At 59.1% G+C, this 13,023-nt stretch carries 11 protein-coding genes and 1 tRNA gene; 4 read left to right on the top strand and 8 right to left on the bottom strand.

Annotation, left to right across the window (positions count from 1 at the left end):
* The first annotated feature begins 291 nt into the window (after positions 1-291).
* Positions 292-645: a nuclear transport factor 2 family protein gene (locus tag PL597_RS03530; RefSeq protein ID WP_137410646.1), complete on the top strand. Its 354-nt coding sequence runs from the start codon at positions 292-294 to the stop codon at positions 643-645.
* Positions 646-735: 90 nt separating this feature from the next.
* Here PL597_RS03530 and PL597_RS03525 read toward each other — a convergent pair whose 3' ends face one another.
* Entirely contained in the window at positions 736-1,305 is a 570-nt protein-coding gene (locus PL597_RS03525; RefSeq protein WP_271364605.1) for a hypothetical protein, read from the bottom strand.
* A gap of 272 nt (positions 1,306-1,577) precedes the next feature.
* Positions 1,578-1,653: transfer RNA gene (locus tag PL597_RS03520), tRNA-Thr, on the bottom strand.
* A gap of 213 nt (positions 1,654-1,866) precedes the next feature.
* Here PL597_RS03520 and PL597_RS03515 point away from each other — a divergent pair.
* Entirely contained in the window at positions 1,867-3,606 is a 1,740-nt protein-coding gene (locus tag PL597_RS03515) for a GGDEF domain-containing protein (RefSeq protein WP_271364604.1), read from the top strand.
* 9 nt (positions 3,607-3,615) lie between these two features.
* Here PL597_RS03515 and PL597_RS03510 read toward each other — a convergent pair whose 3' ends face one another.
* From PL597_RS03510 to PL597_RS03490, 5 genes are all read right to left on the bottom strand, one after another.
* On the bottom strand, positions 3,616-4,725 hold the full coding sequence (locus tag PL597_RS03510) for an endonuclease/exonuclease/phosphatase family protein (RefSeq protein ID WP_269835025.1): 1,110 nt from the start codon (positions 4,723-4,725) through the stop codon (positions 3,616-3,618).
* 59 nt (positions 4,726-4,784) lie between these two features.
* The gene (locus PL597_RS03505) at positions 4,785-5,813 is read right to left on the bottom strand and encodes an ABC transporter ATP-binding protein (RefSeq protein WP_269835026.1); all 1,029 of its coding nucleotides are present in this window, start codon (positions 5,811-5,813) and stop codon (positions 4,785-4,787) included.
* Positions 5,801-7,495 carry an ABC transporter permease gene (locus PL597_RS03500; protein ID WP_271364603.1) on the bottom strand — a complete coding sequence of 565 codons (1,695 nt, stop codon included), beginning with the start codon at positions 7,493-7,495 and terminating at the stop codon, positions 5,801-5,803. Before PL597_RS03500 ends, PL597_RS03505 begins: the two co-directional genes overlap by 13 nt.
* A 9-nt stretch (positions 7,496-7,504) precedes the next feature.
* Complete coding sequence (locus PL597_RS03495; RefSeq protein ID WP_077981738.1) at positions 7,505-8,488, bottom strand: ABC transporter substrate-binding protein; 984 nt, start codon at positions 8,486-8,488, stop codon at positions 7,505-7,507.
* A 335-nt stretch (positions 8,489-8,823) separates the two neighbouring features.
* Complete coding sequence (locus PL597_RS03490; protein ID WP_137410652.1) at positions 8,824-10,068, bottom strand: aminotransferase-like domain-containing protein; 1,245 nt, start codon at positions 10,066-10,068, stop codon at positions 8,824-8,826.
* A 273-nt stretch (positions 10,069-10,341) separates the two neighbouring features.
* On the opposite strand from PL597_RS03490, the gene PL597_RS03485 reads away from it, so the two are divergent.
* Both PL597_RS03485 and PL597_RS03480 read left to right on the top strand, forming a co-directional pair.
* Positions 10,342-10,794, top strand: a complete 453-nt coding sequence (locus PL597_RS03485) for an RbsD/FucU family protein (RefSeq protein WP_077981780.1) — start codon at positions 10,342-10,344, stop codon at positions 10,792-10,794.
* 106 nt (positions 10,795-10,900) lie between these two features.
* Positions 10,901-11,932: an endonuclease/exonuclease/phosphatase family protein gene (locus PL597_RS03480; RefSeq protein ID WP_077981735.1), complete on the top strand. Its 1,032-nt coding sequence runs from the start codon at positions 10,901-10,903 to the stop codon at positions 11,930-11,932.
* 68 nt (positions 11,933-12,000) lie between these two features.
* Here PL597_RS03480 and ilvC read toward each other — a convergent pair whose 3' ends face one another.
* On the bottom strand, positions 12,001-13,020 hold the full coding sequence (ilvC, locus tag PL597_RS03475) for a ketol-acid reductoisomerase (protein WP_077981734.1): 1,020 nt from the start codon (positions 13,018-13,020) through the stop codon (positions 12,001-12,003).
* Between the last annotated feature and the right edge of the window lie 3 nt (positions 13,021-13,023).

Genomic DNA, 13,023 nt, shown 5'->3' with positions numbered 1-13,023 from the left:
CTGCGGTTAAACCGGCAAAGCCCACACAAAGCCTCGCGGCGCGCCGCATCGCAACGGACGGAACAGCCCTTGATGCCGAAATTTGTCCGACCCAAGGCGACTATAATGACAGGCGGGACAAAATTGTGGAAAGCCGTGCAAAACATGCCGCACGGTTTTGCACAGCGCCTGCCGCAACCGGCCGGAAAACACCACCGGGAGAAGCGTAACAGGCGCGTTTTCAGGGGGTTATGGTGGAAAGACGCCAACGGGTGTAAGCTTGGCTTTTGGATTGGGAGGGAGGACGATCCGATGCCGCAAACGATTACCCAGACCGTCACGGACTATGTCCATGCCATGGCCTATGCGGATGAGAGCCTGATGCGCGACGTTTTCGATCCGCGCGCCAGCATCGTCGGAACCTTCGAAGGCGAAATCGAATGGTTGTCCCTGGAAGATTTTGTCGACCAGTTGCGCAAAAGCGAACGCGGCCTGCCCGATCACGATCCCGCTTTTGAAATCATGGGCATCGACAAGGAAGGCGACAGCGCTTCTGTGAAGCTGACGACCCGTTTCGACGGTATGGATTTTTACGAATATCTCTCCCTGCTGGAACGCGACGGCAACTGGTTTATCGTACACAAGCTCTATCACATAAAGCCGTAGGCCTCGTCGAAACCGCCACCCCGCATTGTGCGCTTGCGCATTCTACTTGCAGCCGCGGCTCGCGATCCGGTTATTCTGCCGCTGAATGAACTAGAACAGGTCGCTGTAGATCGCCGTTATCCAGAGGGCGTTAAAGAAGAGCCAGATAACACCGAGCCACATGATTTTGCGGCTGCTATCGGTTCTCATCGCCACGACAGCAATCAGCAGACCGCCGACTATCCTTGCCAGATACCATGGCCCAAGCTGTTCGAAATGCTCCCTGCCCTTGATGTAGGTGTCCACCAGATCGAAGACGAACGAGGTGGCAAACAGGGCAAAGAACGCATGTCGCCTGCGCACGAAAAAACTTTCCCGTTCGGACAATTCCTGAATGTGATCGGGATAAAGCAGCGTCGACATCAAAAAGAAAAGCGACGTGTAGACCAGAACGAAGATATAAATCCAGAAATTCCAGTTGTGGATGAGCCGCAGGGCAAACTCCCACCACCAGAAATGGACAGCTCCAAGAAGAAGGGCAATCGACCATACGATCTGCGCATGCATACGGTCGGTTTTCTGCGGCTCTTGCAGCCTTCTGGAAAGTCCGGACAACACCCTGGTAATGGCCAGACCGAGGATGAGGCTTACCAATATCCGCAAATGACCATATGCATCCATTGAAAGCGCCCGCTGTTGCTCAACTTATCCGCCGAACAATATGCTTAAACCTTCGGGCTTTACAACTCTGGCGGACGCCCCGCCCTTGCCGATCTCGCCTTATAGTGGGAAGGACCGGCCTCCTGAAGCGAAAGTCCCGCGGGACTGGCAGGACGGAAGCCGCAAATTTCAATTTCATCAGGGCTCAACCACCATCAACGACAGACGCAAAGCCCGCCCGTCACGCGGCGCGTTCAAGCAAATAGATTTCAAGATAAAGGGATTGATTTTACTGGTGCCCCCGGCAGGGTTCGAACCCGCGACCCCCTGATTACAAATCAGGTGCTCTACCAACTGAGCTACAAGGGCAAGCCAGTGCCTTGCCAACTATCAGATTCTGACTTGGTGTAAAGCAAAAACTGACGCCATGGCATCGACAGACCGCTTTTCCACACCGTTGCCAGCCGGTCTGTTTGCATGATCGCGATTGTAGCAAAGGGCCCGGAAAATAAGCGAAGTATTTACGCAGCGTCACTAGAATGGCGATGAAACATGACCATTCCAGTGAGAACAACGCATCATATGCGCGCGAGCATACAGAAAATCCAGCTGACAGGCACGATCATCATCGCCGTAAGCTCAATCCTGCTGGCAACCCTTGCCGCGCTGCCCAGCGTCTACAATTATATACGTTATCGCACCAATGCCGCGCAGCTCACCCGCTTTGAAACCGCTCTCCAGTCCGCATGGCTGGTATCGGCAGAGCGAGGCCCCGCCAATAATCTGATGGGCGCATCCGTGCCGGATGAGGGGCTGATCGAAGGGCTTGCGACCGCGCGCAAGGCAACGGACGACAAGCTGTCGGAGCTGGAGAAATCTTTCACCGAAGATATCAGAACGCAGCCCGAACTGGCGAAGTCACTTGCTGAAACCCGCCAGGCTCTCAAACAATCGCGAGAACTGGTCGATCAGGTCGCCGCGCTCTCCCCTGACATACGCAACCACGGCGCGATGTCCAACGCGATTTCATCGATGTTCAGGGCGGCGGACAGCGTCAACCTGCTGCGCGGCAGGGCCGCACGCGCCATCATCAAGGCAACGCCCGACGTGGCGATCGACATCGCACTGACGGGTACGGCGGGCGTGATGCGGGACCGGATCGGCCGCCTCGGCTCTTATGTCATCATGAGTCTCAAGGCGAACAGGCAGGAAAAGCTCCGTTATCGCGCCAAGTTCGACACCGAGATGCAGAGCCTGCTGTCGCTGAAAGCATCGCTGACCAATTATACCGCCGCCTATCTGTCGACGCCGCGACTGGACGCGGCATTGCGCGATCTTGAAACCCAATATTTCAGTCAGGCTTTGCTTTACGCGCAGAATACGATCGTGATGGCCGTGCCATCCGCCCAGCCAAGCGCTCTTGAATTCTCCAGAAACTATATTGCAGGCATGCGGTCGTCCGACACGTTGCGCGACCTCATTCTGTCCGAAACGCGCGCACGGATCGAAAGGAAAAAGCACGAGGCCCTGATCTACGGCGGAACGTCGCTCTTTCTCGCCGGCATTGCCGTGCTGGTGCTGTTGCGGCTGACATCGGTTTACAAAACCGCGCTGTTCCGGCCGATGCAATCCGTTCAGGCGCAGATCGCCGCCATCGCCGGCGGTGATCTTTCCGAGGGCAATCATGAGGACAGGGTTGCTCCGGAAGTGAAGAAGATGTTCGAGGAACTGGATTTCCTGCGCGAACAGCTTCGCCAGAAGGGCGAAATGGAAAACCAGCAGCGTGCGCTGGCCGAACAGTTGCGCACCCTTTCCGAAACCGATGCGCTGACGGGCGTTTTTAACCGCCGCGCACTCGAAAAGGCGGTTCGCTCCATATTGACGGGCGAGGAGCAATGTCAGTCGCTCGGCGTGATGATTGTCGATATCGACCATTTCAAATCGATCAACGACCGTTACGGCCATGCCATGGGTGACATCGCGCTTCAGAAGACCGCGAGCCTGTTGCGCAGCGCTTTGCGCAAGGATGATATTCTTGCCCGATACGGCGGCGAGGAATTCGTCGTCGTGTTGCAGAATGTCAGCCACGCCACGGCGACGGCGACGGCCGACCGCCTTCGCCGCCTGATCGAATCCCAGACCATCGACGCGCAAAGCGGCCTGTCGCTGACGGCAAGTTTCGGCGTGGTCTGGCAGGAAGCACGCGCGATCAACAGTTGGGACGAGTTGATCGCCATCGCCGACGACCGGCTTTACGAAGCCAAGCGTGCGGGCCGCAACCGGGTCTGGGCAACCTATTTTCCAAAGGTCGCGAACGGCTAGGAGCATCGCCTAGATCAAATCCAGCGTCATGACCACGGGGCAATGATCGGAAGCCTTCGGGCGATCCCAGCCGGTGCGGGGATAACGTTCGACCTCTTGTCCAGGCGGGAATATCGTCCGGAAAGGCTGTCCATTGCGAATGATGTCGGGAACATGTGTAGCGTTCGTCTCCGCCAGACGCGGGGACAGCCAGATATAGTCGAGCTGGCACAGATGCTGTTCCTGCGGCCCGCGCGAATGATAGAGCGTCCAGCGATCCATGACGTCGCGGCGCGTCATCGGATTGACCACGAAACCATCGGCCGTGAAGATATCGAGCGCACTGCGCTCCTCCTCGACCGGCGCGAAGCTGTAGCCGCTGCGCCTGTCGCCGGAAATCACAACGCGCTCCTGATAATCGTTCATATCGCCGCAGATCGCGAAATTCTTGTTGCGGGTATTGCCCACACCCCAGCGGTTTTCGATGATGCGGCGAACGGCCATGGCCTCCGCCTCGCGGATCGGCATGGTGGCGAGCCGCGCATCCACTGCGTCGCGGGCATTGGTCATGGATTTGAAATGCGTGACGTAGAGCGTCAGCGGTTTGCCGCCGATCCGGAGGTCAATTTCCAGGCAATCCCGTTTGAAAATCTTGTCATCGATCTGGTTTGTGGCGGCAAGCGCGGGATTGAAGAGATCGAGATTGCGATAGGTGAGCGCGGCATGGCTCTTGATATCGACCACCTCGATCCTGTCGCCGTCGCGCGTCTCCTCGCGCATGACGACGGCCACATCGATGCCGCGGCCGTCATTGCCCTCAACCAGATATTTCTGCAGGTAGCCATTGCCGACCATACGATAGAGATAACCATATTCGAAGGCCTGCAACGCGGCCATGTTGTCCACTTCCTGCAGGCAAAGGATATCGGCGTCCGCATCGGCGATGGCGAGCGCCGAAAGCTGGCGCGTATCGTCGGTGGAAGCCACCATCCGCGCGCTTTCCAGCGCCTGATAGGTCGCCTCATCCCTGATATCGAAGAGCTGGATCGCCCTGTCGCGCCGCGTCTGGTTGCGAAAACCGGTGAAATCGAAACGGGTGAGAAGATTTTCGATATTGAAGGTGGCGAGCCGAAGCGACATGTTTCGTTCCTGTTGCTGGACGGAAAGCTTAGCCGCTCAAACCCTGCCTCGCCAATAGCCTAAAGCCGCCATGCCGCACGAATTGCAACGGGCAACCGGTCGCCTATGGCCACGGCTTCCCGTGAATAGGCCCGGAGCGCCTGCCCATCCGGCAGATCGAGACGAAGGGCATACCGCTCCCCCTCGTAGAGAACCGAGGTGACGGTGCAATCGATACCCTCGGCATCCCGCAACACATCCTGCGGCCGCACGAGAATATCCGCCAGCGGTAATTGCGCGCCGCTCTCCATCGCGGCCCGAAGCCCGGCCCAGTCGAGATCGCGCGATGCTCCGTCCGGCACCGGCAGGCGGAGGATAGCACCCTGCCCCACCAGCGAGCCGACGAGCCTGCCTTCGGGCCGCGCATAAAGCTCCGCCGGCGGCGCAATCTGCAGCAGCTTGCCCTGCGACATGACGGCGACATCGGTCGCCAGCGCCATGGCTTCCGCCTGATCGTGGGTGACGTAAATCATGGTTGCGCCGGAGCGGGCATGGAATTCCCGAAACGTCTCCTCCATCTCCTGCCTGAGATGCCGGTCGAGATTGGCGAGCGGCTCATCGAGCAGCACCACGTCAGGCTCGGTAACGAGGCAACGGGCAAGCGCCACACGCTGCCGCTGGCCGCCGGACAATTCGGCGGGACGGCGCTCCGCAAAACTCTCGAGGCGGACAGCGGCCAGCGCCTGGCGCACCTTCTCGCGATATTTCTCGCCCGAAATACCGCGCACCTTCAGGGGATAACCGGCATTGTCGGCAACCGACATATGCGGCCACAGCGCATAGGACTGGAACACCATCGCCATATTGCGACGCTCCGGCGGTACCATGCTGCCGGCATCGGCCAGCACCCGCTCGCCGAGCAGGATGGAACCGTCGGTCGGTTGTTCGAAACCGGCGATCATGCGCAGCACGGTCGTCTTGCCGCAGCCGGAAGGCCCGAGCAGAGCGAGAAAACCGCCTTCCCGCACGGTAAGCGAAACATCGTCGACGGCTGGCTTTGAACCGGCATCGAAACTTTTCGACAGGCGGTTGAGGATCAGTTTCGCCAAGGGACCACTCCTTTCGGCAGATAGCGCCCCAGAATTTCCAGCAGAGCCATGAGGAAAATCACCATGATGACGACGAGCACCGAAAGTGCGGAGGCAAGATCGAAGCTGCCGCTGTCATCGAGATTGTAGATGAGCACGCCGAGCGTCTGCGTGCCGGCGGACCACAGCAGCGCCGACACCGTCAACTCGTTGCAGGCGATCAGGAAAACAAGGATGACCGAAGCGCCCGCCGCAGGCCCGACCAGCGGCAGAATGATATCCTTCAACCGCCGCCAGAAACCGGCGCCGGAGAGCCTTGCTGCCTCTTCCAGCGATGGATCGAATTGCAGGAAGGCGCTGACCATGGGTTTCAGGCTGACGGCGAAGAAGGAGGAGAAATAGGCGAGCAGAATGATCCAGATCGTGCCGTAGAGCGTGATGCCGACAAGCGGGATGGGAGCGGCGAAAAGCAGCACGAAGGAGACGGAAATCACCACCCCCGGCAACGCATAGGGAATATCCACCAGCGCCGAAAGCAGGAACATGAAACGGCTTTTGCCGCGCACCAGGAAATAAGCCGTCAGCACCGTCACCGCAAGGAGACATAAGGATGTCGCCGTCGCCAGAAACAGCGAATTGCGGAACGCCGTGCGGGTCACGCTCTGCCGATAGAGCAACTCCTCATAGGCATGCAGCGTCGCCGTCTTGAGGCTGAGCGGCACGCCATAGGCGGGCGCAAGCGAGCTTGCCACCAACGCCGTCAGCGGCGCCACCAGCATGAAGAACAGCACAAGCCACAGGGCAAGCTCCGCTGGCACCCGCCACAGCCCAAGCCGGAATGTCGCCGCCTTGCCGGAAAGACCGATGATGCGATAGTCCCTGCCCTTCATCGCCCGTTCCTGAAGCGCAAGCCCGGCGACGGAGATGATGGCGATCATGGTGGAGAGAATGGCGATATCGCCGAATGTGCTGGTGCCGAAACTGGCAAAACGGCTGTAAATCAAGGTCGGCAAAGTGAAGATCGAGGCGGGGATGCCAAGGATCGCCGGAATGCCGAAATTGCCGACATTGGAGACGAAGGAGATCGCCGCCCCGGCGATCAATCCCGGCGTCGACAGCGGCAGGATAATATCGAACAGCACCCGGTGCGGCGAAGCGCCGGAGAGCTTGGCAGCCTCGATGCCGTCCTGCGGCAAAGCCAGCAGACCGGCGCGCAGCGACAGATAGACGAGCGGCGCATGCTGCACACCGAGCAGAAGCGCGATGCCCGTAACCGAATAAAGCGGCTGCGGCGAACCCAGTGCCGGCGCAAGGCCGATGGCCTTCAACAGCGTGCTCGACGGGCCGGTCATGCCGATCCACGACAGCGCCGTCACCTGCGGCGGGATCATCATCGGCAGCATGAACAGGAAACTTAAGATCGACTTGCCGCGGATGTCGCAGAGCGTCAGCGCAAGCGCAAAGGCGCCGCCGATGGCGAGCGAAATCAGCATGCCGAAAAACGAGGTGGAGAGCGTATTCAGCGACGCGCCCCAAAGAGCGGGATCGGCCAGAAGCCGCCATATATCACCATTCAGCGACGAGATAACGCCGGTATAGGCGAGCCGCCCGAGCGGCAGGGCGCTCAGCGCGAAAACGACACTCACTACAAAAGGAAACAGCCAGCGCGGCTGGCTGCTTCCATAGGCATTGGAACGGGTCATTCCGCTATATCAGCCCTTGGAGCCGAAAATGTCGGAGAAAGTCTTCAGGTCCTGTTCGGAGTTCTTCAGCGCGTCAGCGGCGTTGAGCGGCAGAACCTTGATCTTGTCGCGAGCCGGAAAGCCTTCCGGCATGCCGGCATCGGCGCGCACCGGGATGTAGCCGAGCTTGACGAAGCCCTGCTGGCCCTTTTCGGACAGCACGTAATCAACGAATTTCTTGGCCGCTTCCTCGTGCTTGGTGCCCTTGATGATCGCGACCGGCTCGGTGACAGCCGAAACGCCCTCTTCCGGGAAGACGAACTCGACCGGCGCGCCCTTGGCCTTTTCGCGGATCGGCATGTAATCGACCACCACGCCATAAGCCTTTTCGCCTGACGCAACGGACTTCAGAACCGCGCCATTGCCGCCGCCGGCGATGGCTTCATTGGCCTTAAGCTGCTTGTAATAATCCCAGCCGAGACCGTTTGCGGCGGCAAGCGTCTGCGCATGGATCAGCGCCGCACCCGAGGTGAGCGGGCTTGGCATGGTGACGAGACCCTTGGCTTCCGCCTTGGCCAGATCCTTCCAGCTCGTCGGTTTCATCGCGGCGGCGGTGTTGTACATGATGCCGGTCGTAATGAGCTTGGTGGAATAATAGAAGCCGTCCGCATCGTACAGCGAAGCATCGATATTCTTGGCTTCGGGAGACTTGTGGGCCAGAAGCTGGCCGGCCTGCTTCATGCGCTCCAGCGTCACGGTGTCGGCGATCAGAAGCACGTCGGCAACCGGATTGCCGGCATTGATCTCGGCCATCAGCTTGGCCATGATCTTCGGCGTTCCGTCACGCACCCATTCGACGTCGAGACCGGGGTTGGCAGCCTTGAAACCATCAACGGTCGCCTGCGCGTCCTCGTTGGGCTGGCTGGTGTAGAGCACCAGATCGGCGGCATTGGCGGCGGTGGCGATGAAGCCGAGCGATACGATGGCGGTGAAAGCGGAAAGCAGCGTTTTCATGGGTCCAGTCCCTGTTGTTTCGTGGGACCGCTAAAACATGATTGCATAACATGTATGTGACAGGCAGGATTTTTGGGGTGTGATCTCTTGGGGCCGTCAGGATTGAGAGTAACATTGCCCCTCAACACTCGCGGTTTACCCCCCTCTGCCCTGCCGGGCATCTCCCCCTCAAGGGGGGAGATCGATCTGTGGCTAGGCCTCGCCCATCTCGACGCTTGAGAGGCGAGTAACGGTAGAGCGTCTTGCTGATCTCCCCCCTTGAGGGGGAGATGCCCGGCAGGGCAGAGGGGGGTAAGCCACACCCTCCACCTTTCAAGGCCTCATCGCCAGCCCCCTCAAATTGCCGCAAGCACCTCACCCGTCTCCGCCTGAGCCGTCGCGATCAACCGCCCGAGCCGCTTCATGCCTTCCTCGATCATCGCCTCATTGGCGCAGGAGAAGCTGATGCGAAGCGTGTTCGTGCCGGAGCCATCCGCAAAGAAGGCGCGACCGGGAACGAAGGCGACCTTTTCCGTGGCAATGGATTTGGCCAGCAGCGCCGCGCCATCCATGCCCTCAGGCAACGTCACCCAGATAAACATGCCGCCTTCCGGCTTGGTCCAGCTGGTCGTCTTCGGCATGTACTTCTCGAGTGCCGCCAGCATCGCATCACGCCGTGCGCTGTAAGCAGCCTTGATCTTAGCGACCTGCTTGTCGAAGCCGCGCGAGGCGACGCGTTCGATGGCGATCTGGTTGATGGTCGAGGAATGCAGGTCGGCGGCCTGCTTCATCAGCACCAGCTTGCGGATGACAGGCGCGGAAGCGACGATGTAACCGACGCGAAGGCCAGGCGCCAACGTCTTCGAAAAGCTGCCGCAATAGATGGTGCGGGTGTTCTCGATGCCGCCAGAGCGGGCGATATCAAGCGCCATGATCGGCGGAACAGCCTCGCCATCGTAACGCAGCGACTGATAGGCGGCGTCTTCGATGACGGCGATATCCAACTCGTCAGCCAGTGCCAGAACCTTTTCGCGGCCCGCGAGATCGACGGTTTCGCCGGTCGGATTGGAGAAATCGGCCGAGAGATAGGCGAATTTCACCGCGCCGCCGAGCTTGGCCGCCGTTTCGCGGTAAGCCTCAGGCGTACGGTTACCGCCGGGGTTCAGCTGGTCGTAATTAGGCTCATAGGCGTTGAAGGCGGAAAGCGCGCCGAGATAGGTCGGCCAGGTCACCAGCGCCGTATCCTTCGGCGACAGGAACAGCTTGCCGAGATAATCGAGACCCTGCTGCGAACCGGAAACGATAAAGACGTTGTCAGCGGTGCATTCGATGCCGATCTTGTCCATCTCGCCCGCCAGCCACTCGCGCAGCGGCTTGTAACCCTCGCTTACCGAATATTGCAGCGCCGAGTTGACCTGCGAACCGGAAAAAATTTCCGCGTAAGCCTGCTGAAACTCCTCTGCGGGGAAAAGGGCCGGGTCCGGAATGCCGCCGGCAAAGGAGATGATATCAGGCTGTTCGAGCAGCTTCAGCAGCTCGCGGATTTCAGACGCTTTCATGCGCGAAGAGCGCGTGGCGAAAATTTGTTCCCAATCAAGCATGGGTACGTTTCCTCTTGTGTCGTTTTTATGCGTGCATCTTTACAGAAATGTCGATATGTCAGCAATACTGACTTATCAGTTTTTCGAATTATTTCTGCCTCCCTGCACATTGCCCGCAACCGACCTGCATCGACGCCCAGATTTGCGGACAAAGCCAAATACACCCTTGCGCAAAGCTTCACAATCACACCTTTGCGATTGACGCGGCATGGTTTTCCGGTTGGATTGCGCGCGCGCCGCAACCCGGCGAGAGCATCATGGGAGTTTAACGACATGCTGAAAAATATCGACCCGGCGCTGAACGCCGATGTTCTGCACGCGCTGCGCGCCATGGGCCATGGCGATACGCTGGTGATCTCGGACACTAATTTCCCTTCCGATTCGGTGGCCCGCCAGACCACCGTCGGCAAGGTGCTGCATATCGACAACGTCTCGGCCGCCCGCGCCATGAAGGCTATCCTGTCCGTTCTACCGCTCGACACGCCGCTGCAGCCCTCGGTCGGCCGCATGGAAGTGATGGGCGCGCCCGATCAGCTGGAACCGGTACAGGCCGAAGTGCAGAAGGAAATCGACGCGGCGGAAGGAAAACCCGCCCCCATGTACGGAATCGAACGTTTTGCCTTCTACGAAAAAGCCAAGCAGGCCTATTGCGTCATCACCACTGGCGAGACCCGGTTCTATGGCTGCTTCCTGCTGACGAAGGGTGTCATCCCGCCGGCAAAATAAGCCGGAGGCAGGAAATTTCGCTAGCCGCCGACCTTCATGACAATTTCAAGTTGTTGTGGCAAAAACTTCCACTAGGCTTGAAAACCCAACCGGAGGTGTGCGGATCATGACCCAATATGTCCTGGCGTTCTGGAATGTCGAAAACCTGTTTGCGCCGGAGGGTTATCCGGCGCGCGAGCCGTGGATTGCGGAGCGGCTGAAGAACGATCTGAAAGGCTGGACCGAGGATCTGTTCAAGACCAAGGTCAAACAGCTCGGCATCATCATCCGGCAGATCGGCGGTGCCGGGCCAGATCTGCTCGGCGTCTGCGAGGTCGAGAACCGTTTCGTCCTGGAGACGCTGGCAGAACATCTGAACGATCTCATGCCTGAGCGCGCCTATCGCGTCGTGCACGCCGATTCCAGCAAGGACCAGCGCGGCATCGACACCGCCTTCATCTATGACAGCAAAAAGCTGCTGATCAACGAAAACGAGATTTTCAGCCATTTCGTGATGCGCCGCACCGGCACGCGCGACATTACCCAATGCACCTTCATCACCAAGGGCGGACGCCAGCTCATTGCGCTTTCCAATCACTGGCCGTCGCGCTCGGGTGGCGCGGTCGAAAGCGCCGGTTTTCGAATGACCGCCGGCGAAACGCTCGGCTACTGGCATCAGCGTATTCGCGAGGAAAAAGGAAACGACATCGCCGTTATCGCTTTCGGCGACTTCAACGACGACCCGTCCGATGCCTCGCTGCGCTATCACGCCAATTCCACCCGCGAGCGCGACGATGTCGAAAATTCGCAATCGGCCATGTTCTACAATCTTGCCTGGAATTATTTGCGCCAGCCCGTGGTGGATTCAGTCGGCACGGCAAGGACGATCTATGGCACGCTCTATTTCAATGGCGACGCCAATATCTTCGACCAGATCCTCGTTTCCCGATCACTTCTGAGCGGCAGCAGCGGCTTCAGCGTGCGTGAGGAAACCGCGAAAGTCGAAGCCATCGCCGCCATGGTCAGCCATAGCAAGAACGAGGGGCCTATCCGCTTCGGCCTGTCGAAGGGCGATGCGGTCAAAAACGTCAATCTCGGCGGATTTTCCGATCACTTTCCCGTTTCCGTTATCGTCGAGGAAGACGACGCCATCATGTGAGAGCACATCGAAAACAAAAGGCCGGAGCTTTCGCCCCGGCCTCCAAAGTTTCCACCAAGCGATGGAGCTTAGTTGACGGCCTTGTCCACCAGCTTGTTCTTGCCGATCCAGGGCATCATGCCGCGCAGCTTTGCGCCGACTTCTTCGATCTGGTGAACGTCGTTCATGCGGCGGATACCCTTGAAGCGGGCCGCACCCGAGCGGTATTCCTGCATCCAGTCCGAGGTGAACTTGCCGGTCTGGATGTCGTGCAGAACGCGCTTCATTTCAGCCTTGGTTTCAGCGGTGATGATGCGCGGACCGGTGACGTATTCGCCCCACTCGGCCGTGTTGGAGATCGAGTAGTTCATGTTGGCGATGCCGCCTTCATAGATCAGGTCAACGATCAGCTTCACTTCGTGCAGGCACTCGAAATAAGCCATTTCCGGTGCGTAACCGGCTTCGACCAGGGTTTCGAAACCGGCGCGGATGAGCTCTACGAGACCGCCGCACAGAACAACCTGTTCGCCGAAGAGGTCGGTTTCGCACTCTTCCTTGAAGTTGGTTTCGATGATGCCCGAACGGCCACCGCCAACGCCGCAGGCATAGGAGAGAGCGAGTTCAAGCGCATTGCCCGAAGCGTTCTGGTGAACGGCAACGAGGCAGGGAACGCCGCCGCCCTTCTGGTATTCGCCGCGAACCGTGTGGCCGGGGCCCTTCGGTGCGATCATGACGACGTCGAGCGATGCCTTCGGCTCGATGAGGCCAAAGTGAACGTTAAGGCCGTGTGCGAAAGCAATCGCCGCGCCATCACGGATGTTGCCGGCAATGTCGGCCTTGTAGATGTCGGCCTGCAATTCGTCAGGCGTCGCCATCATCAGGAGGTCGCCCCACTTGGCGGCTTCGGCAACGGTCATGACCTTGAAGCCGTCGGCTTCGGCCTTCTTGACGGTCGGCGAACCGGCCTTCAGAGCGATGACGACGTTCTTGGCACCGGAATCCTTGAGGTTCAGCGCATGTGCACGGCCCTGGGAGCCGTAACCGACGATGACGACATTCTTGGACTTGATGAGATTGAGATCGGCATCACGATCATAATAAACGCGCATTTG

It is taken from the genome of Agrobacterium sp. ST15.13.013, assembly GCF_027956525.1.
Lineage (GTDB): Bacteria > Pseudomonadota > Alphaproteobacteria > Rhizobiales > Rhizobiaceae > Agrobacterium > Agrobacterium salinitolerans.
Note: the sequence above shows the minus strand (reverse complement) of the source record. Positions and strands in the feature narration are given on the sequence as shown.

Excerpts from the sequence above, each read along its gene's own strand:
- PL597_RS03530 (WP_137410646.1), top strand. The coding sequence starts at position 292 with ATGCCGCAAACGATTACCCAGACCGTCACGGACTATGTCCATGCCATG.
- PL597_RS03525 (WP_271364605.1), bottom strand. The coding sequence starts at position 1,305 with ATGGATGCATATGGTCATTTGCGGATATTGGTAAGCCTCATCCTCGGT.
- PL597_RS03515 (WP_271364604.1), top strand. The coding sequence starts at position 1,867 with ATGCGCGCGAGCATACAGAAAATCCAGCTGACAGGCACGATCATCATC.
- PL597_RS03510 (WP_269835025.1), bottom strand. The coding sequence starts at position 4,725 with ATGTCGCTTCGGCTCGCCACCTTCAATATCGAAAATCTTCTCACCCGT.
- PL597_RS03500 (WP_271364603.1), bottom strand. The coding sequence starts at position 7,495 with ATGACCCGTTCCAATGCCTATGGAAGCAGCCAGCCGCGCTGGCTGTTT.
- PL597_RS03495 (WP_077981738.1), bottom strand. The coding sequence starts at position 8,488 with ATGAAAACGCTGCTTTCCGCTTTCACCGCCATCGTATCGCTCGGCTTC.
- PL597_RS03490 (WP_137410652.1), bottom strand. The coding sequence starts at position 10,068 with ATGCTTGATTGGGAACAAATTTTCGCCACGCGCTCTTCGCGCATGAAA.
- PL597_RS03485 (WP_077981780.1), top strand. The coding sequence starts at position 10,342 with ATGCTGAAAAATATCGACCCGGCGCTGAACGCCGATGTTCTGCACGCG.
- PL597_RS03480 (WP_077981735.1), top strand. The coding sequence starts at position 10,901 with ATGACCCAATATGTCCTGGCGTTCTGGAATGTCGAAAACCTGTTTGCG.
- ilvC (WP_077981734.1), bottom strand. The coding sequence starts at position 13,020 with ATGCGCGTTTATTATGATCGTGATGCCGATCTCAATCTCATCAAGTCC.